The sequence below is a fragment of the Streptomyces sp. NPDC048462 genome (assembly GCF_043200175.1).
GTDB lineage: Bacteria > Actinomycetota > Actinomycetes > Streptomycetales > Streptomycetaceae > Streptomyces.
In genome coordinates, this window is sequence record NZ_JBICXG010000010.1 from 142527 (window position 1) to 164542 (window position 22016).

21 protein-coding genes and 1 pseudogene are annotated in these 22016 nt (G+C 69.7%); 9 read left to right on the forward strand and 13 right to left on the reverse strand.

What is annotated here, in order from left to right; translation table 11 throughout:
• Positions 1–7: 7 nt before the first annotated feature.
• The 3 genes from ACGFU6_RS18845 to ACGFU6_RS18855 all read right to left on the reverse strand — a co-directional run bounded on the left by ACGFU6_RS18845 (position 8) and on the right by ACGFU6_RS18855 (position 4444).
• A complete protein-coding gene (locus ACGFU6_RS18845) occupies positions 8–1276 on the reverse strand; it encodes an MFS transporter (RefSeq protein WP_393612102.1) in 1269 nt (422 codons plus the stop codon).
• Between the two features lie 244 nt (positions 1277–1520).
• Positions 1521–3749 carry an MMPL family transporter gene (locus ACGFU6_RS18850; RefSeq protein ID WP_393612104.1) on the reverse strand — a complete coding sequence of 743 codons (2229 nt, stop codon included), beginning with the start codon at positions 3747–3749 and terminating at the stop codon, positions 1521–1523.
• A 122-nt stretch (positions 3750–3871) separates the two neighbouring features.
• On the reverse strand, positions 3872–4444 hold the full coding sequence (locus tag ACGFU6_RS18855) for a TetR/AcrR family transcriptional regulator (protein WP_123525528.1): 573 nt from the start codon (positions 4442–4444) through the stop codon (positions 3872–3874).
• A gap of 181 nt (positions 4445–4625) precedes the next feature.
• Between ACGFU6_RS18855 and ACGFU6_RS18860 the strand changes: the two genes are divergently transcribed.
• Positions 4626–7907: a S41 family peptidase gene (locus tag ACGFU6_RS18860; protein ID WP_393612106.1), complete on the forward strand. Its 3282-nt coding sequence runs from the start codon at positions 4626–4628 to the stop codon at positions 7905–7907.
• Between the two features lie 119 nt (positions 7908–8026).
• On the opposite strand, the gene ACGFU6_RS18865 is transcribed toward ACGFU6_RS18860, so the two are convergent.
• The gene (locus ACGFU6_RS18865) at positions 8027–8458 is read right to left on the reverse strand and encodes a nucleoside deaminase (RefSeq protein ID WP_393612108.1); all 432 of its coding nucleotides are present in this window, start codon (positions 8456–8458) and stop codon (positions 8027–8029) included.
• Complete coding sequence (locus ACGFU6_RS18870; protein ID WP_393612110.1) at positions 8455–9318, reverse strand: LLM class flavin-dependent oxidoreductase; 864 nt, start codon at positions 9316–9318, stop codon at positions 8455–8457. Before ACGFU6_RS18870 ends, ACGFU6_RS18865 begins: the two co-directional genes overlap by 4 nt.
• A 94-nt stretch (positions 9319–9412) precedes the next feature.
• Here ACGFU6_RS18870 and ACGFU6_RS18875 point away from each other — a divergent pair, with 94 nt between their 5' ends.
• Positions 9413–9880: an Lrp/AsnC family transcriptional regulator gene (locus ACGFU6_RS18875; RefSeq protein ID WP_393612111.1), complete on the forward strand. Its 468-nt coding sequence runs from the start codon at positions 9413–9415 to the stop codon at positions 9878–9880.
• 295 nt (positions 9881–10175) lie between these two features.
• On the opposite strand, the gene ACGFU6_RS18880 is transcribed toward ACGFU6_RS18875, so the two are convergent.
• From ACGFU6_RS18880 to ACGFU6_RS18890, 3 genes are read right to left on the reverse strand one after another with little or no spacing between them, the layout of a single operon-like run.
• Positions 10176–10487, reverse strand: a complete 312-nt coding sequence (locus ACGFU6_RS18880; protein ID WP_393612112.1) for a hypothetical protein — start codon at positions 10485–10487, stop codon at positions 10176–10178.
• Complete coding sequence (locus ACGFU6_RS18885) at positions 10484–11869, reverse strand: hypothetical protein (protein WP_393612114.1); 1386 nt, start codon at positions 11867–11869, stop codon at positions 10484–10486. The genes ACGFU6_RS18880 and ACGFU6_RS18885 overlap by 4 nt, the downstream gene beginning before the upstream one ends.
• Positions 11870–11874: 5 nt before the next feature.
• Positions 11875–12321 (reverse strand): hypothetical protein, encoded by a 447-nt coding sequence (locus ACGFU6_RS18890; RefSeq protein WP_393612116.1) that lies wholly within the window; start codon positions 12319–12321, stop codon positions 11875–11877.
• Between the two features lie 353 nt (positions 12322–12674).
• Here ACGFU6_RS18890 and ACGFU6_RS18895 point away from each other — a divergent pair, with 353 nt between their 5' ends.
• Positions 12675–13109 carry a hypothetical protein gene (locus ACGFU6_RS18895; protein WP_393612117.1) on the forward strand — a complete coding sequence of 145 codons (435 nt, stop codon included), beginning with the start codon at positions 12675–12677 and terminating at the stop codon, positions 13107–13109.
• Positions 13110–13166: 57 nt separating this feature from the next.
• Here the strand turns inward: ACGFU6_RS18895 and ACGFU6_RS18900 are convergent, their stop codons facing one another.
• Positions 13167–13778 (reverse strand): TetR/AcrR family transcriptional regulator, encoded by a 612-nt coding sequence (locus ACGFU6_RS18900; protein ID WP_393612119.1) that lies wholly within the window; start codon positions 13776–13778, stop codon positions 13167–13169.
• A gap of 124 nt (positions 13779–13902) precedes the next feature.
• Between ACGFU6_RS18900 and ACGFU6_RS18905 the strand changes: the two genes are divergently transcribed.
• The gene (locus ACGFU6_RS18905) at positions 13903–14616 is read left to right on the forward strand and encodes an SDR family oxidoreductase (protein ID WP_393612121.1); all 714 of its coding nucleotides are present in this window, start codon (positions 13903–13905) and stop codon (positions 14614–14616) included.
• Here ACGFU6_RS18905 and ACGFU6_RS18910 read toward each other — a convergent pair.
• Together ACGFU6_RS18910 and ACGFU6_RS18915 are read right to left on the reverse strand one after the other, a co-directional pair.
• Positions 14576–15004, reverse strand: a complete 429-nt coding sequence (locus tag ACGFU6_RS18910; protein ID WP_393612122.1) for an ATP-binding protein — start codon at positions 15002–15004, stop codon at positions 14576–14578. The genes ACGFU6_RS18905 and ACGFU6_RS18910 overlap by 41 nt on opposite strands.
• Positions 15005–15009: 5 nt before the next feature.
• Positions 15010–15255, reverse strand: coding sequence for a hypothetical protein (locus ACGFU6_RS18915; protein WP_393612124.1), 246 nt, complete (start codon positions 15253–15255; stop codon positions 15010–15012).
• Positions 15256–15372: 117 nt separating this feature from the next.
• Here ACGFU6_RS18915 and ACGFU6_RS18920 point away from each other — a divergent pair, with 117 nt between their 5' ends.
• Both ACGFU6_RS18920 and ACGFU6_RS18925 read left to right on the forward strand, forming a co-directional pair.
• Positions 15373–16224, forward strand: a complete 852-nt coding sequence (locus ACGFU6_RS18920) for a helix-turn-helix domain-containing protein (RefSeq protein ID WP_393612126.1) — start codon at positions 15373–15375, stop codon at positions 16222–16224.
• The gene (locus ACGFU6_RS18925; protein ID WP_393612128.1) at positions 16205–16408 is read left to right on the forward strand and encodes a DUF397 domain-containing protein; all 204 of its coding nucleotides are present in this window, start codon (positions 16205–16207) and stop codon (positions 16406–16408) included. The genes ACGFU6_RS18920 and ACGFU6_RS18925 overlap by 20 nt, the downstream gene beginning before the upstream one ends.
• A 386-nt stretch (positions 16409–16794) precedes the next feature.
• Here the strand turns inward: ACGFU6_RS18925 and ACGFU6_RS18930 are convergent.
• Positions 16795–18327, reverse strand: a pseudogene (locus tag ACGFU6_RS18930) (serine/threonine-protein kinase); the annotation flags it as partial.
• A 148-nt stretch (positions 18328–18475) separates the two neighbouring features.
• On the opposite strand from ACGFU6_RS18930, the gene ACGFU6_RS18935 reads away from it, so the two are divergent.
• Positions 18476–19087: a hypothetical protein gene (locus ACGFU6_RS18935; RefSeq protein ID WP_393612129.1), complete on the forward strand. Its 612-nt coding sequence runs from the start codon at positions 18476–18478 to the stop codon at positions 19085–19087.
• Between the two features lie 175 nt (positions 19088–19262).
• Here the strand turns inward: ACGFU6_RS18935 and ACGFU6_RS18940 are convergent, their stop codons facing one another.
• Positions 19263–19676 (reverse strand): hypothetical protein, encoded by a 414-nt coding sequence (locus ACGFU6_RS18940; RefSeq protein ID WP_393612289.1) that lies wholly within the window; start codon positions 19674–19676, stop codon positions 19263–19265.
• Between ACGFU6_RS18940 and ACGFU6_RS18945 the strand changes: the two genes are divergently transcribed.
• Together ACGFU6_RS18945 and ACGFU6_RS18950 are read left to right on the forward strand one after the other, a co-directional pair.
• The gene (locus ACGFU6_RS18945) at positions 19598–20131 is read left to right on the forward strand and encodes a DUF6879 family protein (RefSeq protein ID WP_393612131.1); all 534 of its coding nucleotides are present in this window, start codon (positions 19598–19600) and stop codon (positions 20129–20131) included. The two genes, ACGFU6_RS18940 and ACGFU6_RS18945, sit on opposite strands and share 79 nt — an antisense overlap.
• A gap of 494 nt (positions 20132–20625) precedes the next feature.
• Entirely contained in the window at positions 20626–21615 is a 990-nt protein-coding gene (locus tag ACGFU6_RS18950) for a MarR family transcriptional regulator (protein ID WP_393612133.1), read from the forward strand.
• The last annotated feature ends 401 nt before the right edge of the window (positions 21616–22016 follow it).

Genomic DNA, 22016 nt, shown 5'->3' on the forward strand with positions numbered 1-22016 from the left:
CAAGCGCTCACGGAACCACCACGCCGCCGGGGCGCTCCCCGGCGGCCGCGACGACCCTGTCGATCGTGAGGATGGGCAGGACGGTGGCGACGCCTCCGGCCACACCGATCCACAGCGTGGGGACGACGCCGATCGCCGTGCCCAGCCAGCCCGCCGCGAGCGCCGCGAGCGGCATGCTGCCCCACACGACGAAGCGGATGGAGGCGTTCATCCGGCCGAGCAGGTTCCTGGGGCAGAGCTGCTGCCGCAGGCTGACCTGGGTCACGTTGTAGAGCAGCGCCCCGACCGTGAGCCCGAACTCCCCGACCAGCAGGACGGCTCCGGCCAGGACCCTGTCGGATTCGCCGGCCAGGGCCGCGAGGGGGCTGGCCGAGGTGAAGAACGCGGCGGTGAGCAGGCCCGCCGACATGATCGCGCCGGGCCCGAACCGCCGCCGGGCCCGGGGGGCGAGCACCGCTCCCAGCACTCCGCCGACGGCGCCGCAGCTCATGATCAGCCCGAGCATGAACGCGTCGAAGCCGATCGTGCGCATGACCAGGACGGGGACCAGGGTGGCCACCATCGTGGCGAAGAGGTTGGACACACCCATGGAGACCGCGAGCCGCCGGATCACCGGCTGGTCCCGGACGAAGCGCAGCCCTTCCGCGATGTCCGCCCCCAGCCGCCCCCTGGTCCGGGGAGCCAGGTCGGACCTCTGCTCGCCGTCCTCGGTCACCGCCAGGCACAGGTAGCCGGCGAGGTAGGCGAAGGCGTCCACGAGCAGGACGACGGGCGCGCTCACGACCCGCATGAGCAGCCCCGCCAGCGCGGGGCCGGCCAGGGTGGACACCTGGGCCGTCGATTCCAGGCGCGCGTTGGCCGGGGCGATGTCCTGCTCGGGTACGAGGACGGGGACGTAGGACTGGTAGCCGACGTCGAAGAAGACCGTGACCACGCCGACGACCAGCGCGACCGCGTACAGCGCCCCCATCCCCAGGTCGCCCGTGAACCACAGGACGGGGATGACGAGTACGGCCAGGGCGCGGGCGAGCGCGGCCCACATCATCGTCCGGCGCTTGAACATCCGGTCCACCCACACGCCCGCGGGCAGGCCGATCAGGAGGTAGCAGACGGTGGACGCGGCGCCGAGCACGCCCACCTCCCGGCTGCCGGCGTGCAGGAGCTCGACAGCCGTGACGGACAGTGCGAGCGTGCCGACGCGCGTCCCGAACTGGGAGAGCGTCTGCCCGAACCAGAACCGCCTGAAGTTCGTCGAGGCCACGGAGTACGTGCTCACGCGACGTACCGTACTCGGCGCCGTCCCGGCCGCACCGGCGCCCCCGGACCCGCCGAAAGCCCGGCGGGAAGGGGCGTCCCACGACGCCCCCGCCCGACCCGTGGCATGCCGAGAGCCCCCGTGCACACCAGGTGCACGGGGGCTCTCGTCGCTCCGGTCCCCCGTCCCCACAGGTAACCGGCGCTTCCGGGGCCGCGCTCCGCTCAGACGCGGCTCCGGAGGTCAGCGGCTCTCCAGGAGAGGCTCAGACGCGGGTCAGCTCGCGCTCACCGCCGTGGTCGGGACCGGCGCCGTCGTCGGCGGAGGCGCCGAGCTCCTTGCGCAGCCCCTCACCCTCCACGTCGACGTTGGGCAGCACGCGGTCCAGCCAGCGCGGCAGCCACCAGGCCCGCTTGCCGAGCAGGGCGAGGACCGCGGGCACGATGGCCATCCGGACGACGAACGCGTCGAAGAAGACGGCGATGGCCAGGGAGAAGCCGATCATCTTGATCATCTGCTCGCTGGAGCCGATGAATCCGGAGAAGACGGCCATCATGATCACGGCCGCGGCCGTGACCACCCGGGCACCGTGCTTGAAGCCGGTGACGATCGCCTGGCCGGGCTTCTCGCCGTGGACGTACGCCTCCCGCATCCGGGTCACGAGGAAGACCTCGTAGTCCATCGCGAGACCGAAGACGACACCCACCATGAAGATCGGCATCATCGACATGATCGGACCGGTCTGCTCGACCCCGAAGAGCGAGCCGAGCCAGCCCCACTGGAAGACCGCGACGACCGCGCCCAGGGCCGCGACGACCGAGAGCAGGAAGCCGAGCGCCGCCTTCAGCGGTACCAGGACCGACCGGAAGACCACCATCAGCAGCAGGAAGGCGAGGCCGACGACGAGTGCCAGGTACGGCAGCAGCGCGTCGTTCATCTTCTGCGAGAAGTCGATGTTCATCGCGGTGGCGCCGGTGACCAGGACCTGGGCCCCGGTCTCGGACTTGATCTGCGTGCCCGCGTCGCGGATCGCGTGGACCACGTTCTCGGTCTCGACCGAGCTGGGGCGGTCCTTCGGGACGACAGTGATCATCGCCGCGTCGCCGGCCTTGTTGAAGTTGGCCGGGGTGACGGCGACGACACCCTTCATGTCGGAGATCTCGTCACCGACCCGCTTGGCGGCGGCCTTGCCGTCCGAGCTGTTCTCGGTGTCGACGACGACCATCAGCGGCCCGTTGAAGCCGGGGCCGAAGCCGTCGGAGAGCAGGTCGTAGGCGCGGCGCTGGGTGGTGCTGGTGGGCTGGGAGCCGTCGTCGGGCAGGCCCATCTCCAGCGAGGCGGCCGGGATCGCGATAGCGCCCAGGCCGAGGACGCCGACGAGCAGCACCCACACGGGCTTGCGCAGCACGAACCGTGCCCAGCGGGTGCCCATGTTCGGCTTGGCCTCGGGCCTGTTCTCGGCCTCGGCGGCCTTGCGCGCCTTGCGCCCCATGACCCGCTTGCCCGCGAAGCCCATCATCGCCGGGACGAGGGTGAGCGCGATGAGGACGGCGATGGCGACCGTGCCGGCCGCGGCGAAGCCCATCTTCGACAGCATCGGGATGTTGACGACGGCCAGGCCGACCAGGGCGATGACCACGGTGAGCCCGGCGAAGACGACCGCGGAACCGGCCGTGCCGACCGCCCGTCCGGCGGCTTCCTCGCGTTCCCGGCCCTCGGCCAGTTCGGCGCGGTAGCGGGAGACGATGAACAGCGCGTAGTCGATGCCGACCGCGAGGCCGATCATCATCGCGAGGGTCGAGGTGGTGGAGCCGAGGTCCAGCACGTTGGCCAGCGCGGTGATCGTCGAGACGCCGATGCCGACACCGATCAGCGCGGTGAGCAGTGGCAGCCCCGCCGCGATGAGCGAGCCGAAGGTGATGACGAGCACCACCGCGGCCAGCGCGATACCGATGACCTCGGTGGCCCCGGTCTCCGGCATCACCTGGAGCGCGTCACCGCCGATCTCCACGGTCATCCCGGTCTTCTGCGCCGCCTCGCCCGCGTCCTCCAGGGCGTCCCTGGTGTCGTCGGTCAGCTCCATCGAGTTGACCTTGTACGTCACCGAGACGTAGGCGGTCGAGCCGTTCTTGGAGACGGCGTCCCCGGTGTACGGGTCGACGACCGAGGCCACCTGGTCCGAGCCGGACTTCAGCTGCGCGGTGATCTTCTTGACGTCGGCCTTGTTGGCCGGGTCCGTCATCTTCTCGTTCTCGGGGGCCTTGAAGACGATGCGCGCGGTCGCGCCGTCGGCGCTGGCCGCGGGGAATCGCTGTTCCAGCAGGTCGAAGGCCTTCTGGGCCTCCGTGCCCGGGATCGAGAAGGAGCTGGAGGTGGCGGTGGACGCGGAGGCCGCGCCGAATCCGGCGAGCGCCAGCAGTGCCACCCAGATCAGGGCGACATAGCGGCGGCGCCGGAAGGCGAGCCGTCCGAGTTTGTAGAGGAATGTGGCCACGGGGGCGTACTCCCGGTCAGGTCGTTGAGTGGAATAAGGCGTGAGGAACCAGCCCGACGACGAGAGCGGCGTGTCAGGTGGGGCTTGGGGAGAGGGCCGTGCGGGTGCCGTGGGGACGGCTGTCAGACTCCGAGAGCGGGGAGAATCACGGAATCGACGTAGTCGGTGAGGAAGGCGTGGTCCACAGCGCGGTCCTCGATCAGTTGCCGAGCGGTGAAAGCGCCGATCAGCATGTGCGGTACGTACTTCAGCGCCGGGTTGTCCGGACGCAGCTCACCCCGGTCCAGGGCTCGGTTCAGCAGCACTTCGAGACCGGAGAGCTCCGGCTCGACCAGCAGTGCGCGCAGGGCCTGGAGGAGATCGGGGTTGTCGTGGACGGCATGGCTCAGACCCCGCATCAGCGCGGCGTCCTTCTCCATCTGGCAGTCATCGGTACGGCTCAGGACGGCGTAGAAGTCACCGCGCAGCGAGCCGGTGTCGACTTCGCCGAGGGAAACGGGCTTGTTGTGCCGCAGAGCCGTGACGACGAGCTCGGGCTTGCTCCCCCACTGGCGGTAGAGGGTGGCCTTGCTGGAACGGGTGCGCGCGGCGACGGCGTCCATGGTCAGGGCGTCGTAGCCGACCTCGCGGAGCAGGTCGAGCACAGCCGCGTACAGCTCGCTCTCGCGTTCGGGCGTGAGCCGTGTGCGTGCCATGTGCCAACCCCCGTTCCCGAGCTCGTGCGAGGTGTACGTCACTCGATCGAACGTGAGTCAATCGAACGAAACTGTTTCGTACACCTCGACGGTACCCCGGGCACCGAGCGAAACGAAATCGTTTCGCTTGTGTTCCGCACCACAAGTTGCCGCGGCCCGCTCACGCGGAAAGCATTGGGGGGTGAGTGACGACGTCTCGTATCTCCGGTTCCCGCACCTTCACGAGAATCTCCTCTGCTTCGCGGCGGAGGACGATCTCTGGGTCGCTCCCCTCGCCCCGGAGGGCGAGCGCCCCGGACGCGCCTGGCGGGTGACGGTCGACCGCACCAGAGTCAGCCATCCGCGCTTCTCCCCCGACGGGACCCGGATCGCGTACACGACCTGGCGCAGCCTCGACCCGGAGATCCACCTCGCCCCGGTCACCGGCGGCCCGGCCCGCCGGCTCACCCACTGGGGGTCGACGGACGCCCGCGTCTGCGGCTGGACCCCGGACGCCGGGGACGCCGCGCAGATCCTCGCCGTCTCCTCGCACGGGCAGCCGTTCTCGTACTTCTCCTGGGCATACAGCGTGCCCACGGACGGCAGCCCCGGGGGCAGGCTGCCCTGGGGGCCGGTCTCCGACATCGCCGTCGCGGACATCGGCGGGGAGCGCCGCACCCTGCTGCTCTCCGGCACCCCACCGCACGAGCCCGCCGCCTGGAAGCGCTACCGGGGCGGGGCGACGGGGCGCCTGTGGCTGCACGGCGAGCGGCTGCTCCCGGACATCGGCGGGCACCTGGGCTCACCGATGTTCGTGGCCGGCCGGATCGCCTTCCTCTCCGACCACGAGGGCGTCGGCAACCTCTACTCCTGCCTGCCCGACGGCACGGACCTGCGCCGCCACAGCGACCACGACGCCTTCTACGCCCGGCACGCCTCCAGCGACGGGCACCGGGTCGTCTACCAGTGCGCGGGCGAGCTGTGGCTGGCCGACGACCTGGAGTCGCCCGACGCGGTGCCGCGCAGACTGGAGGTACGGCTCGGCGGCCCCCGGGCCGGCCGGCGCAGCTACCAGGTGCCCGCCTCCAGCCACGTCGACTCGCTCTCCGTGGACGAGACGGGCCGGGCCAGCGCCGTATCGGTGCGCGGCAGCCTGTACTGGCTCACCCACCGCGACGGCCCCGCCCGCACCATCGCGGACACCCCCGGCGTCCGGGTCCGGCTCCCGGAGATGCTCGGCAGCGGCGGCCAGGTGGTGTACGTGACGGACGCGGAGGGCGAGGACGCGATCGAGATCGCCTACCTGCCGCGCGCCAGCGGCGACCGCGCCCCGCGCCGGCTCGCCTCCGGCCGGGTGGGCCGGGTCCAGGAGCTGATCGCCGACCCGGACGGCGAGATCCTCGCGATGGCCTCGCACGACGGGCGCCTCCTCCTCCTGGACGTCGAGGAGGACACCGACGGCGAACCGGTCGAACTGATCCGCTCGGTCAACGGACCGGTCCGCGATCTGGCGTTCTCCCCGGACGGGGCCTGGCTGACCTGGTCGCACCCCGGCATCGGCCGCTCGCTGCGCCAGATCAAGCTCGCCCGGATCACGGGCGCCGGATCGCCCGTGATCGTCGATGTCACCAACGGCCGCTTCGAGGACGAGAACCCCGTCTTCACCCTCGACGGCCGCTACCTCGCGTTCCTGTCCTGGCGCGGCTTCGACCCGGTGTACGACGTGCACACCGGCGACCTGTCCTTCCCGCTCGGCTGCCGCCCCTACCTGGTCCCGCTCTCCTCCGCGACGCCCTCCCCCTTCGCGCTCTCCCCCGACGGCCGCCCGGCCGCGGGCGGCCTCGACCCGCTGGACTCCGACGAGGCGGGCGCGGCCGAGGGGTCCACGGTCACCGTGGAGTTCGAGGGCCTGGAGAGCCGGGTCACGCCGTTCCCGGTCGCCGCCTCCAAGTACTCGGCGCTCTGCCCGGTCAGTGGCGGCGGCCTGGTCTGGCTGCGCTGGCCGATCTCCGGCGCGCTCGGGGAGACCTTCGCCAACCCGGCGGACATGTCGGGCCGGCCGACCCTGGAGCACTTCAGCATCGCCAAGGCGAGGAAGACCGAACTCGTCGGCCACCTCGACTGGTTCGCCGTCAGCGGTGACGCCTCCCGGCTGGTCGTGATGGACGACGGGGAACTGCGCGCCGTCCCCTCGACCGAGCCGGGCGACAACAACTCCACGGTCTACCTGGACCTGCGGCGCATCCTGCACGACGTCGACCCGGCGGCGGAGTGGCGGGGCGCCTACGCCGAGGCGGGCCGCATCATCCGCTCCTACTTCTGGGAGCCGGACATGTGCGGCATCGACTGGGAAGCGATCCTGGACCAGTACCGCCCGCTGGTCGAACGGGTGGCCACGCCGGACGAGTTCGCCGATCTGCTGCGCGAGGTCCTGGGCGAACTGGGCACCTCGCACGCCTACGTCGCCCCCGCCCGCCGCAACGAGGGCCCGCCGCACTACCAACGCGCGATGGGCCTCCTCGGTGCCAACCTGGCCTGCCGGGAAGGCGACTGGACCGTCCAGCGCATCCTGCCCGGCGACTCCTCGGACTCCAAGGCCCGCTCCCCGCTCGCCGGTACGGGCATCAGGGAGGGCGCGGTCCTCACCCACGTGGACGGCCGCCCCGTCGACCCGGTCACCGGCCCCTACCCGCTGCTCTCCGCGGCGGGCGGCACCACGGTCGAGCTGACCTTCAGCCCGGCCGGGGGCGCGGGCCGCTCCCGCCGCGTCGCGATCGTCCCGCTGGTCGACGAGCGCCCGCTGCGCTACCAGGACTGGGTGGCCAAACGCCGCCAGGTCGTAAGGGAGTTGAGCGACGGCCGCTGCGGCTACCTGCACATCCCCGACCTGGGCGGCTCGGGCTGGGCCCAGTTCAACCGCGACCTGCGCCTGGAGGTCTCCCGCCAGGCCCTGATCGTGGACGTGCGCGGCAACGCGGGCGGCAACATCAGCGAACTCGTCATCGAGAAGCTCACCCGCACGATCCTCGGCTGGGACCTCACCCGTGACGCCCAGCCCGTCAGCTACGCCTCCAACGCCCCCCGGGGCCCGGTGGTCGCCCTGGCCGACGAGGCGACGTCCTCCGACGGCGACATGATCACCGCCGCGTTCCGCCTGCTCAAGCTGGGCCCGGTGGTCGGCCAGCGCACCTGGGGCGGCGTCGTCGGCATGACCGGCCGCCACCGCCTCGGCGACGGCACGGTGATCACGGTCCCGATGAACGCCGCGTGGTTCGACGCCTACGGCTGGTCGGTGGAGAACCACGGCGTCTCCCCCGACGTGGAGGCCCTGCGCACCCCCCTGGACTGGGCGGAGGGCCGGCACGCCGTCCTGGACGACGCGGTCTGGATGGCCCTGGACCTCCTGGCCGCGACCCCGCCCGCGACACCGCCGACGTACGACGCGGTCCCGGACCTGAGGCGGCCGGCGTTGCCGCCGCGGTAGGAAGCGCCGAGCCGAAGCAGTGCGGCACGTATCGCGGATGGTCCCTCGCGGATGGTCCCGGGGCGGGCAAGTGCCTCAAGCGCCGGCCGCCGTGCCCCCGGCGGCCGGACACGCACCGGTCAGCGGTAGTAGCCCTCGACCACCGCCCGCGCCTCCGCCGGCAGCACCGGCCCGTCCTGCGGCACGGGCGGGCGCCCGCTGCCCGGCCGGATGTCCAGGAGCTGTTCACCGGACAGGGCGAACACCACCCGGCGCAGCCCCGCCTGCCGGATGACCGCTTCGCACATCGTGCAGGGCTCGCAGCTCGTATACATCGTGGTGGTCGCCGCCGTGGCCGCGTCCAGCTCACGTGCCGCCCAGCGCGCGAGCTTCAGTTCCGGGTGGGCGGTGATGTCCCGGTCGGTGAGCGTCGTGTTGCGCTCCTCCGCCAGGACCGTCCCGTCCGGTGCGGCCAGCAGCGAGCCGAACGGCGGATTGCCGCTCTCGCGCGCCTCGGCCGCGAGGGCGATGGCCCGCCTGAGGAGGGTGTGACCGTCGGTCGTCGTGTTCATCGCTGCTCCGTCGTGGCGCGGGTCGGGGTGATGTGCGCGGCCACTGTGGCGAGAGCCTGCCGGGCCGGCTGCGGGCGGCAGGTCTCGCGCGGGTCGCCGTGGTACGGGTCGAGGACGACCGTGTCGGCGCCCAGCAGCCGCAACCCGTCGAGGTCGTCCATGATCTGGTCGATCGCGCCCTCACCGGCGAGGCGTTCGGGGCCGGTGACCGGCGACGTGGTGAGCCGGAGCGCGATCCGTGGGGCGAAGGCGGGCGCGGCCACGCCCCGCTCGTGCGCGGCCGACGCCAGCCGGTCCACCGCCTCCCGCGACCAGGGCATCGTGGGGCGCAGCGGGTGCCAGGCGTCCCCGAACCGAACGGCCCGGCGCAGGCCCGCGTCGCTGTTGCCGCCGACCCACACCGGAATGTTCAGGTTTCCGTAGGAAGCGGTGTCGGACCAGGCTTCCCGCAGATCGCGCAGGGCCTCGTCGGTCAGCAGGCCCCGTCGGCCGAAGGGGATACCGAGGGCGGCGAACTCCTTCCGCGCCCAGCCCACTCCGACACCGAGGACGAACCTGCCGCTGCTGAGCGCGTCCAGATTGGCCGCCATCCGGGCGGTCAGCAAGGGGTGCCGGTACGGGGCGATGAGGACCGTCGTGCCGAGGCGGACCCGGGTGGTGAGGCCGGCAAGCCAGGACAGGGTGGTGAACGGCTCGTAGAAGGGGGCCGGATACCGCTCCGCGACATCGGGTGTGATGGCCACATGGTCGGAGATCATCAGCAGGTCGAAGCCCAGGCCCTCCACGGTCTGCGCCCAGTCGCGCAGTACTCCGGGGTCGGTGCCGGGGCCGAAATTGGGGACGTTCACGCCGATCTTCACACCGTCGAGCCTAGCCAGGCCGCACCCGGCACCTGAAGGGATTCCGGCCTGTTCAGGGGCGGTTCACCCGTGGATCTCCCGGTAATCTGACCGGATGACCGGGAATCTCGACTCGACGGACTGGGCGATCCTGGACGAGCTCCAGCGGGACGGCCGGATCGCCTTCACCGAGCTGGCGCGGCGGGTGAATCTGAGCGCCTCGGCGACGACGGAACGGGTGCGGCGGCTGGAGACGGCCGGGGTCGTCACGGGGTACCGGGCGGAGGTGGATCTGGAACGGGCCGGCTATGTGGCGCTGGCGGTGGTCCGGTTGAAGTACCCGGGGAGCCGGCACGAGCCGCTGCGCCGGATGCTCCGAGAGCGTCCGGAGATCCTGGAGTGCCTGCGTACCACCGGGGACGACTGCTACGTGCTGAAGGTGGCGGCCACCTCGATGGCGCACCTGGAGGAGATCGTGGACGCGCTGGCCGAGTTCGGGAGCACGACCACCAACCTCGTGTTCAGCCGGACACTGCCGTTCCGGGGCCCGCGGGAACCCCGGACGGATGTCACCCCCGACTGACGACGCCACACGACGCGACGCGAAGGGGCGCACCCGGGAAGCCCCGGGCCCGCCCCGGACGGTCGCGGCTCCCGAAATCGCTTGCCATTCGCGTAAGCAAGCCTCCGACGTGGAGGCCCTGCATACCTCCTGGACTGGGCGGAGGGCGGGCACGCGGTCCTGGACGACACGCTCTGGATGCCCCTGGACCTCCTCGCGGCGACCCCGCCGACGTACGACGCGGTCCCGGACCGGAGACGGCCGCCGCTGCCGCCTCGGTAGAGGGTGCCGGGCCGAAGCGCCACGCCCCTGTCGCTCAGCCGCCGGGGCCCATCGGGTAGGTGTGCTCGATGTACTGCAGACGTACTACACCTGCCACGAGAAAGACCAGCGGAGGTGCCAGCCACCAATAGCTGAGGTTCCGACGCCGCACGGGGAAAAGAGTGACCAGCGAGGTGACGACGCTGAGCGTGATCAGCATCGCCGTCGCGGTCTCGATCCCCGTCAGGGTGCTGTTGTCCCAGGCACCTTGCGGCTGAATCATCAGTGCGGCGTACGCGATGTAGGAACTGAGCAGGTTCGCGAGGACGAGGAGCACTCCCCACGGCCCTCTTAGTGCGCCGGTCACTTCAGAGCACTCCTCGCTTCGTCCAGGTTGATGTCAAAGCCACGACCGTAAGCCTGTGCATCGTCACTTTGCCAGTAGGGGCCTCCGTTGTACCGAGCGGCGAGTTCCTGGTGCTGTTCACGTGTCATTTCGTCCGCCGGTACGTCGGCGAAGCTGCTTTCTTCCTTGAGCATGGCCAGATACTCGGAGGCGATGAAAATATTCTGTCCGGGATCCTGGAGCGATGCCTCGATGGTGTCCCGTTGCCCCTCTGTGAGGTTTGCGGGATCGTATCCGAGGACCTCCGCCGCGCGCCTCATCTGGATGGCGATCGGGCCGAAGGACGTTTCGTCCGGCGAGCCAACGAGCCGGGGATACACGCGCTCCGGAACGCCGGGCAGCCATCCGTCCTCACCCAGTTCACGGATGGTGTCGCTGGCATCGTCCATCCAGCCCCATTGCCCGCCTACTTCTTGCCAGGCGATGCCGGCGATCATGTCGGATGGGAGGCCGGATCGTCGCGCTGCCGCGGAGATGATGTTCTTGTTCGCCGCGATCCACTCACGGCGGTCCTGAGCGTTGCTCGGTGTGGACCAGTAGGCGTCGGTGGCCTCTGGGAGCTCGGCAAGGCGCATCCTGATGTCCCAGAGGGAGGGCGACACATCGTCCTTCCCCACTGTCTTGGTGAACTCCGCTTTGGGACCACTGCCAGGAAGGTGTGTCAGGGAGTCACTGCGGGCCTCGGCAACCTCGGACCGGAGCGCAGGCATAGCATCGATCAGGCTCTTCGCGTCAACAAAATCTCCACCACGGAAGTCGGGTAACGCCTTGTATGCCTGGTCAAGTGCCGCCACACACGCGTCTCTGGCTGTGCCTTCGGCACTCTTTGCGCGGCCATAAGCCTCACTGGCCTGGTCGTGAGCGCGGTTCGCTTCATCTTTGATGTCGTCAATGTCCACCGTGAGCTCGGCGGCCCAGTCCAGGATCCCGGTCGTGCCCCGCAGATCTTCCCACTGATGCATCGGACCGGCCTCAAACGCCTCACGTGTTACGGCACTTGCCACCTGTGAGATGAGACCGGCCAGTGTCTGCTCCGCAGACTTACCGTCCCCGTAGTGGGACTTGGCGGTCTCGAGCGCCGTGGCATAGTGCAGGAGCGCGCTCTGGGCCTTGTCGTAGCCGTCAGCGAGGTGCGTAATCAGATCACGTACCTCGCGGAGCCGGTTGTCGTACGGCTCGCGGTTCTCGCTCACCCACTGCGTTTGGGTGGCAGCCCGCTTCGCACCCGGCTCAACATCGAGCAGCAGCTCACGCAGCCTCTTGAACTCCAGGGCATTGCGCTCCACGAGAGCAGCGTTGCAGTCCTCAAGGAATCGGACGTCCTGCTGGTAGGTGTATGCCATAAGACTCACCTGTCTTCCGGAGCCGTGTACTGGCCCAGCTCGAGAATGGCATTCATCATGCCGCCGACAACCTCACCCTCGTAATCGACGAACGCGCCATTCGCCTCCCTTAGCCGCGTGGACAACGCGGCGAGCAGCGACGTCACGTCCTGGTACTGGTCGTCCGCGAAGCGTGCGAACCGATCGACCTTCGCCGCAACATCCGGATGTGAGCGCGGCGCGCGCGCCATCATGCACAGGTCACCGTCGGGCCGCCCCTCGTACAGGAGTCCCGACAGTTCGATCAGGAAGTTTGAGTTCCCATCAAGCGAATCGTGGTTGACGCGTAGCTCATCGCCCTCCCCCTTCCGGCCACCGGTACCGCCATCGACGGGATGCTGATTGATTTGGATCTGTGCCGAACGCCGCTCCGCTGTCTGTGCCTTCAACCGTTCCCACTCATCCAATGCCATGAGTCCCCATCCCCTGGAAGCTGCGCGCAGCGCGTAGCGCGGGCTCCATAATCCACGCAACCGCAGGACCGACCAACCGTCCCAAACAAGCCATTGCTCCCATGCCCCTCAAGCGCGCAACACACGATATTGCGTCACTCGTGTCGGCCGAAGAACCACTCCTGAGCCACGCCAGGAGCTGCACCCCAAGCACGGATGCGCGACCCCGGCGACACCGAACGACGCCGGGCCGTCGCGAATCAGGGCCCATAAAACGGCTTGCCATTCGCGTAAGCAATCTTATAGCTTTCCTCAAGCAAAGCCTCGGGGGCTCGGCAACCTTGCGAGGTGACAAGCGACTTGGGGGTTGCCCGGTGTCCGACTCACATGAATACGTTCGCGCTCCGGAACATCTCCCGTTCGGGCGCAACGCCGCCGCCTTAGGCGCCCGCCCGTACGACCGGCCGTGGCCCGACGGCACCGTCCGGGCGAGCCGCCACCACACCCTCGTGTGCCTGGAAGGCGACTACGCCGACGGTCGCGGGGACAGCGCGCTGGCGGACCTCCGCAGGGCGTACCCCTGGCGGCACGTGACCCGGTGCGGGAACACCATCGTGGTGTGGCCGGTCGGCACGGTGTGGGTCTCCCACCAGCCGGGCGCGGTCATCCTGCGCGGCGACATCGACGGCCTGGACCGGGCCGCTGTCCAGGCCATGTACCCGGGGCGAACGGTCAGTTGTGACGGGGCGCAGCTGACCGTCTGGCCGCCCGCGAACCACCGGACCGCCACCCGGAACCGGACGGACTGACCGACTGGCCTCTCGCGGTTCAGCCCCGTACCGACCGACTGACTGACCGGTCGCGATTCAGCCCCTCACGGCGGCCAGGCACGCGTCGTACAGGTCCATGATCTCGCCCTCGCCGCCGCTCTCGACCCACGCCATCGACGCGGCGTCCAGGCACGCGAAGGCCGTCCCGACCACCGCGCGGGCCGTCGTTTCCGCGCCGTCGGCCGCAGGGCCCGGACGCGCCCGGACGAGCGGCAGCAGGTCCTCCTGGAACCGCAGCCGCTTCTCCAGCCAGCCGGCGCGCAACGAGGCCGTGTGGTGCAGGAGGCGGAACCGCTCCAGGGCCTGTTCGCGGCTCTCGTGCAGAGCGAGCACGGCGACGATCCCCGCGCGCAGGACCTCCCAGACATCGGCCTCGGCGGGCTGCCCGCCGACGGCATCCGCCAGGACCTGCCCGAACCGCTCCTGCCCGCCGCCGAGCAGCTCTTCCTTGGTGCCGAAGTAGCGGAACAGGGTGCGCTGCGAGACCCCGGCCTCCCGGGCGATCTGGGCGATGGTCGTCTCGTCGTACCCCTGCGCGGTGAACAGCCGCAGAGCGGTCCCCAGGATCTCCTGAGAGGCCAGCTGCCGCGTCCGGGCCCACAGCGTGGCGGGCGCGGACCCCTTCGCTTTCTTGGCTTCCTGCTCCATACCGCCAGGCTATCCCAGCACTGCCATCCTGGCAGTCGCACCCTGCTTGGCAGTGACTGCCAATCTGTCGTACGCTGCCAGAAGTGGCCGTACGTATCGGCGCACCCATGCGAAAGGACACGCCATGCCCGCACCCTCAGCCCTGATCACCGGCGGAACCAGCGGCATCGGCCGGGCGACCGCCGAACTGCTCCACTCACGCGGTTACCGCGTCATGGTCACCGGCCGTGACAGCGTCGCGGACGCCCGGCTCCCCGAAGGCATCACGGCGGTCCGGGCCGACGCACGGTCCCTGCCGGACATCGACCACGCCATGGACCAGGTACGGGAGCGGTTCGGCTCCCTCGACCTGCTCTTTCTCAACGCGGGCGTCTCCCGCCCCGGCCCCATCGAGTCGACCGACGAGGACGCCTTCGACGCCCTTCTCGACATCAACGTGAAGGGCAACTTCTTCACGTTGCAGAAAGCGCTCCCGCTCCTCAACGACGGCGCCTGTGTCGTCTGCACCGTGGGCGCGGGCGAAGGACTCGGGGCGGCCATGACAGCCGCCAAGGGCGCCCTGCTGCCCCTCATGCGGTCCCTCGCGCTCGAACTCGCCCCGCGCCGCATCCGCGTCAACACCGTCAGCCCCGGCCTCATCGAGACTCCCGCCTACGACAAGCTGGGCGTCTCCCGGGACATGATCGACACCTGGGCCCGGGACATCCCGCTCGGCCGCGCCGGAACCCCCTCCGACGTCGCGGAGGCCGTGGCCTTCCTCGCCTCCGACGCCGCCGGCTACATCACCGGCAACGACCTCACCGTCGCTGGAGGCATGGGCGTTCACGCCCGCGCCTGACGACGAGCCCCTCCCCCACGGCGGGCGCCCGCAGCTCGCACCACACCGTCTTCACGTACGGCCCCTGCTCCACGCCCCACCGCAGCGCGAACGCGTCCAGCAGCAACAGCCCGCGCCCGGTCTCCGCGTCACCCGCCGCGAACCGTATCGCCGGCCACACCCCCGGCGCGGGATCACTCAGCTCGACCCGGATGCGCCCGGACCCCGTACCGCTGATGCGCAACGTGACCGGCGCCCCCGCACCGACATGCACGATCACGTTGGTCAGCAACTCACTGACGCAGAGCAGCAGATCGGGCACCTCCACCTCCCCGAACCGCCACCGCAGCATCCGCCGCACCTCCGGTACGGCCTCCGGCACGGCGAGCAGCTCCACCGTGAACGGCATCACCGTCATCCCCCGGCCCCCGCGCGCAGCGCCTCGGACAGCCGCCGCGCGGTCACCACCGTGCAGTTGCCGAGCGCGACCAGCGGCGGGTGCTTCGTCCACCCGGCGAGCGTCAGCGGATCGACGCCGAGGGACGGCAGTGTGATGCCGTGCGCGGCCAGCGCGGCGCGCAGCGCGTCGATGTCCTCGACGATGTCGTACGTGGGTGAGTCATGCCTGTCCCGCGTCGCGCCGTCCATGTTCTCGTCCATGAGGAGCCGTACACCCTTCGTTGCTGACTGTGACGAACACCTCACACGCTGCCGTACGGACCTCTACGGTGGAAGGCGATTCCGCTCCACAGAGCGCAGCGCGAAAGGCGGTCAGCGGTGGCCACACGCAAGGAAATCGACGGCTCGGCGGGAGTCCCGCAGTTCTACGGGAACGAGCTCCGCTTCAAACGGGAGGAAGCGGGCCTGACCCTGGAGAGGCTGGTGGACGGCAGCTTCTTCGGCATCACGTACCTGAGCGAGATCGAGCACGGGCACCGGCGCATGCCGGTGGAGCTGGCACAGCACGTGGACCGGGTGCTGAAGACGGACGGGTTCTTCCAGCGGCGTTGCGAGGATGTACGGAGGGCGAGGCAGGGGGCTCACGCTGCATTCTTCGCCAACATCGCGGAAGCGGAGACACGCGCCGCCGCCATCGACGAGTGGTCCGGGACCCTCATCCCCGGGCTACTCCAGACCAGGGCATACGCCCACAGCGTCGTCCGGTCCACGCACATGCTGGACACGTCGGAGGAAGCAAACGCCAAGGTCGACGTCCGACTGCAACGGGCCAAGCTCTTCGACGACCCCAAGCGCCCTGAATATTGGGTGGTGCTGCACGAATCCGTGGTGCAGCATTCCATCGTTGCGCCTGCGGAGATGGCCGAGCAGTTGGACCACATCGCAGCCCTGGCGCGGCGCGGACGCATCGTTGTACAGATCCTTCCGTGGAACGGCCCGACCCGCGCGTTCACCGAGCTGCCACTGTTCCTCATGGGCTTCGACAGCGAGCCGCCGCTGGTCTACACCGAGGGTCCCTACCACGGTCAGACCATCGATGATCCGGCGCTCGTGAAGCTGTACCGCAAGGCCTACGATCGGTTGAGGGCCGCCGCATTGCCGCCAGAGGCGTCCCTCGCCCTGATCGAAAAGGCGGCCGAGGAGTACAGCCATGGCCAGCACCAACCTTGACCTCAGCGCTGTCACCTGGCACAAGAGCAGCTACAGCAACGGCAGCGGGGGCAACTGCCTGGAGGTAGCAGACGGGCTCCCCGGCCTCGTCCCCGTACGCGACTCCAAGCGCCCCCACGACCCCGCGCTCGTCGTGCACGCGGCCGCCTGGACTCCGTTCATCGAGTCGGTCAAGGCGTCCTGAGCCCCCTGGCGGACCGCGGCGACCGGTTCGCAGTCACGCCGCGTAGATCACGGCAAGCTGCGCGATGAGGATGTGGAGGGCGCCGGGCCCGTCAGGTTGAGGACGGCTCAGTGGCTGGCGATGTCCAGGTTGTCGACGTGCCAGATACCGATTCCCTTGGTGGTCAGGGCGCAGACGTAGTTCTTGCGGACCTTGGCGCCGGAGGAGTCATGGTCGTAGACGACGCCGGTGACCCTGTACTGCTTGGTGCCACTGTTGAAAGTGGTCGCGGCATGACCGTCCTCACGCTCAGTGGGGAACTCGGCTTCCAGAGGTGACTTGAACTTGCCCGATACGGCGAACTCGCAGAAGTCCTCGGCAGCTGACGCCTGGGCGCCGGATTGGCTGCGGGTGTAGGTCAGGCTCTCCCCGCCGTCGTCCTTCGCTCTGCGCAGGGTGCCGTTCGGCAGCAACGTGAGCGTGGTGGGTTTGCCCGGCTTGCAGTAGGAAGCCGGCTCGGCGACGACTGCGGTCGTCGGGTCGATGTGCACCGGACCGTTGGAACTCGGCGCATGCGCCAGGGCGCCTTTGAAGACGCAGTGGTAGGTGCCTTTGCCGTCCTTCTGGGGGCCGTCAGCGACGAGCGAGAGGACCTTGTTGCCCACGTCTCCCTGACCGATGGTCAGGCTACGGGTGGCCTTGCCGTGATCGTTGTCGATGCTGGTGGTCCACGCACCCACGAACGCCGTTGGTACCGAGCCGTCCCCAGAACCGGTGCGGTGGCCGTCGTCTCCCCTCGTCAAGGTGTAGATCAGGCCCCCGGCGCTCAGCGACACGACCACGGGGACGATCAGCAGCGCGAGGCGCCTCCGCTTGCGGTTGCGGGAGCGCGGGGGCGGGGGCTGGGGCGACGGCATCGCGGCCGGTTCCGCGGGCGGGGTTGCCTCCGGGGCCGAGACTGCCTCCGGGGCCGGGGGACTTGCCGGGGGCGTGTCACGAGGCGGCGGGGGCGCCAGGAGCTCCGGGTTCTCCGTGTCCAGGAGGCTTACCGCGTGCCGGCCGAGCTGGGCCACCAGGGGGCCGGGCAGCCACGGCTCGTGCAAGCGGCCGTCGGCGACCGTGTCCTGCACGCCCGTGCGTCGCAGGACCTCCGCGAGACCGGGGCGCGCGGCGGGGTCCTTCCGCATGCAGTCGCGTACGAGACTCGCGAGGGTCGCCGGGATGCCCTCCAGGTCGGGCTCCTCCTCCGCGACGCGGAACATGAGCACGTGTGCTCCGGTCTGGGTGGTGCCGAAGGGCATCCGGCCGGTGGCCGCGTAGACCAGGACCGAGCCGAGGCAGAAGATGTCGCAGGCGGGCGTGATCCGGTCGCCGCGGACCTGTTCGGGGGCCATGAACCCGGGGGAGCCCAGGAGTGTGCCGGCGCGGGTGAGGCCGCCATCGGCGGCCGCGTCCAGGGCGCGTGCGATGCCGAAGTCGATGACGCGGGGGCCGTCGATGGTGAGGAGGACGTTGGCGGGCTTGAGGTCGCGGTGGACGAGCCCGGCGGCGTGGATGTCCTGGAGGGCGTGGGCGAGGCCGGCGGCCAGTATGCGTACCGAGCGCTCGGGCAGGGGGCCGTGGTCGCGTCCGACGACCTGCCGGAGGCTGGGACCGGCGACATAGCCGGTGGCGAGCCACGGAACGGCGCTCTCGGTGTCGGCGTCCAGCACCGGCGCCGTCCAGGGTCCGCCGACCCGCCGCGCCGCCGCCACCTCGCGCCGGAACCGTGCCCGGAACTCCTCTTGCGAGGCCAGCTCCTCGCGCACCAGCTTGACCGCGACCGTGCGGCCCCGGTCCGAGCGGGCGAGGTGGACGTGGCCCATGCCGCCCGTCCCCAGCCGCCCCAGTAACCGGTACCCGCCGATCTGTCGCGGGTCGCCGTCCCCCAGTTCCTCCATGTCGCGCCGCCTTCCCCGCCCGTGAGCCCGCGTGGACACCACGGCGAGAATACTGCTGCACTGTCGCACCGTGGCATGAGCAGGTCCACGGTTCGGCAACAGGGGCGTCAACCTTCCACGCACTGAAACCGATTGAGGGACAAGAAACGTGCAACTGCGCAGCATCCTGGCGGACTTCGACGTGTGGCTGGCGGCGCATGCTCCGGGCGACCACCGGCAGTTGATGCCGCCGGCGGATCCGACACGAGCCGCAGCCCTGGCTGCGGGGCGCTTCCGCATCCACGAGGACGTGCTGACTTGGCTGTCCGTGCACGACGGCTCACAGCGTGATCCGGTCCCGGCGGCGGGCGCCTTTATCCCCCGGGACTTTCCGCTCCTTGGGGTGACCGGCATGTCGCAAGGACTAGCGGGCATGGTTGAGGAGGTCGAGCGGGCCGTCGAAGAGGGCGACGAGGAATTCATCGTCGGTCTGGAGGCGGACGAGCGATGGCTGCCGGTTGCGATGAACCACACAGGGGGCCAGCTCGTCGTCGATCACCGGCCGGACGGTGAATACGGAGCCGTCCTGGAGCTGGACCCGTCCATCGGGTTGAACGGGGTAAAGCGGTGGGACAGCATGTCCCATATGTTCATTTCGGTCCTGGAGGCCCTCCAAACCGGATCGGCACTCATGACCGGCAGCGGTCCGAAGGCTGTGCCCCGCATCGAGGAACCTGCGGACGCTTTGCCGCACGTTGTGTGGGACCTCCACTTCGGCTGACCACACAACGACGCCGACGGCTCCGCTGGTACGAATAGTGCAGACCTCGGTCAGGCTGCAACCCTCGACGCCAGAAACCTTCATATTGACCGGAAGCCGCAAGAGCCCGCGCGGGCTCACCGCCGGCCCACCCCTGGGCCCACCTTGCTCACGAACACCACCGACCAGTTCGCGGTCATGTCGCGTAATCCTCGACAAGCAGCGCGATGAGCGTGCGAAGGGCATCAGCCCGGTCGCGGTCCTCGGTCTGGTTACGCAGAGCGTCGTCGGCCCCCCGGAGCCTGGCCAGGGCGGCCGGGTCGGAATCCTCCACGTCGCAGATCACCGGCTGAGTGATCAGGTCCAGGCACTCGGTGAGCAGCCGACGCGTGGCAAGGGCCGGCGGGGCGGAGTCGGATACGGCGAACGGAGTCGTCAAGTACCGTGCCGGATCGGTGAGGCTCCACCCGATGACGGCGCCGTGCTGAACCAGAAGCGCCACGTCGGGTGCGATGCCGATGCGGGCATCCAGTGGCTCGTCGAGGATGTCGAGGTCACGCAGGCACGTCAGCACGGCATCCTCAGGAGAACGGCAGAGCACCGTGCACATCTTGTGACGGAAGTCCCGGACCTCGTCCGCGCGAAGCCCGCCCGGACTTACCGCAGGCGCAGTGGGGACGCGGGCGGAGTCCTCGGCAGAAGCGGATTCCTCGGGCAGACGGAACACGGCACCGACCAGCCGCCGGCCGTCCGGCGCGAACCGGAGCTCGTCGGCTCCGTCGGTATCTGCTCGACAACGCTGAGCGGAACTGTGCCGTCGGTGAGGACATCCGGTACCTCTGGCGTGCGGACGCCGACCGTTTGGGCCTTCCTTGCGAGGACGCCTGGCTGTTCGACTCGCGGGTGATCGCGCTGCTGCACGTCGACGTCGACGACGAACTGACCGGAGTGGAGCTGGTCACCGAGCCGGCGCAGGTGGCTCGCGCCTGCCAGGTACGGGACGCCGCTTGGCACTTCGGCACACCGTATCGAGCATTCAGCGCTGAGGTACCGCCCGGCATGTGAGCACCGACTTCCAACAGGCGCGGGTCGCCCTCGGTATGCGGCTTCGCGAGCTGCGCACCGAGGGCGGTCCTACGGGTCGGCAACTGACCGGCCACCTGGGCTGGGCACAGTCCGAGTACGAGCCTCCGATGCTCGGGGCTCGAAGCTCGGGGCTCGGCGCTCGGGTGTCGAGCCCCGGGCGTCGAGCGTCGGAGGCCTGTTCACTCGTTCGTGGGTACGTGACGGAGCGGCGCCCCGAGTCTCGAACCTCGGGATCCGAGGGTCGGGATCCGGGCTCCGAGATCCGAGCGATGTCTGACAACCGGTAGGTAGAAGAAAGAGGTTGGGAGAACCTCCCTACCTCCCTGACCCGTAACGGCGAGCAAGTGTGACTATTTGTGACCGACTTGCGGCGCAGCGTCGCGGCTGCTTACCGTGCCCCCAACGAAACGACCCCGACACGGTGTTGAACGCACCGGCCGGGGTCTCACCCCAAGATCGAAAGAAGCGATCTCGTGGCTACCCAGAACCTTAGCTCCGCCCCGCCGACGCCCCCAGTCCCGGCCCCGGCCCCGTACCCGAAGGCCAGCCCCGGCTACGGAAAGCGTTCCGTCCCGGACCAGCACCCTCCCCGCGCCGACGACTTCGCGTTCCTGCCGGAGCGGGAGCGGTACATCGCCGGATACGTCGACCAGCTCCCCGAGGGCTCGGCAATGAACATCAAGTCCCTCGCCAAGTGCCAGCCCCTGTACGGGCAGATGGCCGTGGGCAGCGCGCTGCGGACCCTGGGCGTGGCCGGACACCTGCGCCAGGCGCGATGCGCGGTCGGTGACGGCGACAACGTCCGCTGGGTCACCCGCACCTTCTGGTCGCGCACGGCCCGCGACAACGAGTGGTGGAACACCTTCCTCACCGCCGAAGCAGGCCACCGCCTGCAACAGCCGGAACCCGCACCGACCACACCCCCTCCCCCGTGGGTCCCGGCCGAACCCGCAGCCCCCGCGACACCTGCGCCCGCCCCGGTCGTACCCCCACAGCGCACCGCCCCGGCAGACGCGTCACCCGCCTACCTGGCCCTGACCCGGCTGGGCCCTGCCGACAGGCGCCTGGGGCTCTCCGAGGACGACTGCCGGGAGCTGGAGGCGTCGGCCGCCGAATGGTTCGCACGCGGTGTGGACGCCGACTACCTCGTCCACGCCGTCACCGCAGGACTGCCCGCGACCGTCGACTCACCGCTCGGCTTCGTCAGGAAGCGCCTCATCACCAAGCTCCCGCCCCACCGGCCCGCCGCCGCAGCCCCCGCCCCGCAGGGCGACACGTCAGCCCCCCGGCTGATGGTCGAGTGCACTGACTGCGGCGCACCCGGCAAGGCCGAAGCATTCCGAGACGGCCTGTGCGGCCCCTGCCGCCAACCCGCCCACCCGGCGCCCGCCGAGGAGCCCGGCATCGAACGCGACATCCAGGCCCACGTGAAGCACCTCCGCGAACAACTGAAACTGCGCTGACGGTCCCCACGCTTCCCACGCACCCATCCTGATCGGACATTTTGTTCATGACTCATCAGTCGCGGAAGAGGTAGAAGAGGTAAGGATCAGACCTCTCACCAGAAGACGCACACCGTCCCCTGACAGCTGGACCAAGGCACTATAGGGCGGATAGAGAGAGTCCGTGACCTTTCCATAGAGTTTGATCCAGTCGAGGCTCAGGAATACCGGGCCTCCTGTTGCGTCATCGTTGAGACGAAGCCTGAACGGCCGGCCGGTGCGCACTACGCCGTCTACGCAGCGAACGGCGCACGTTGCGGCACCAGCACTCCTCTCTTCCACCGAGTAGACCTGGATTTCACCACCAGCGATGTCATCCATGCTTTTAAGCCTCTGTCACGAATTGATGCCTGTGGCACTGA

Bases quoted from the DNA above. Each gene is read 5' to 3' on its own strand.
- ACGFU6_RS18855 (WP_123525528.1), bottom strand. From the start codon at position 4,444: ATGGCACGCACACGGCTCACGCCCGAACGCGAGAGCGAGCTGTACGCG.
- ACGFU6_RS18865 (WP_393612108.1), bottom strand. From the start codon at position 8,458: ATGAACACGACGACCGACGGTCACACCCTCCTCAGGCGGGCCATCGCC.
- ACGFU6_RS18875 (WP_393612111.1), top strand. From the start codon at position 9,413: ATGACCGGGAATCTCGACTCGACGGACTGGGCGATCCTGGACGAGCTC.
- ACGFU6_RS18885 (WP_393612114.1), bottom strand. From the start codon at position 11,869: ATGGCATACACCTACCAGCAGGACGTCCGATTCCTTGAGGACTGCAAC.
- ACGFU6_RS18890 (WP_393612116.1), bottom strand. From the start codon at position 12,321: ATGGCATTGGATGAGTGGGAACGGTTGAAGGCACAGACAGCGGAGCGG.
- ACGFU6_RS18900 (WP_393612119.1), bottom strand. From the start codon at position 13,778: ATGGAGCAGGAAGCCAAGAAAGCGAAGGGGTCCGCGCCCGCCACGCTG.
- ACGFU6_RS18905 (WP_393612121.1), top strand. From the start codon at position 13,903: ATGCCCGCACCCTCAGCCCTGATCACCGGCGGAACCAGCGGCATCGGC.
- ACGFU6_RS18910 (WP_393612122.1), bottom strand. From the start codon at position 15,004: ATGCCGTTCACGGTGGAGCTGCTCGCCGTGCCGGAGGCCGTACCGGAG.
- ACGFU6_RS18915 (WP_393612124.1), bottom strand. From the start codon at position 15,255: ATGGACGAGAACATGGACGGCGCGACGCGGGACAGGCATGACTCACCC.
- ACGFU6_RS18925 (WP_393612128.1), top strand. From the start codon at position 16,205: ATGGCCAGCACCAACCTTGACCTCAGCGCTGTCACCTGGCACAAGAGC.
- ACGFU6_RS18940 (WP_393612289.1), bottom strand. From the start codon at position 19,676: ATGTGCACGGTGCTCTGCCGTTCTCCTGAGGATGCCGTGCTGACGTGC.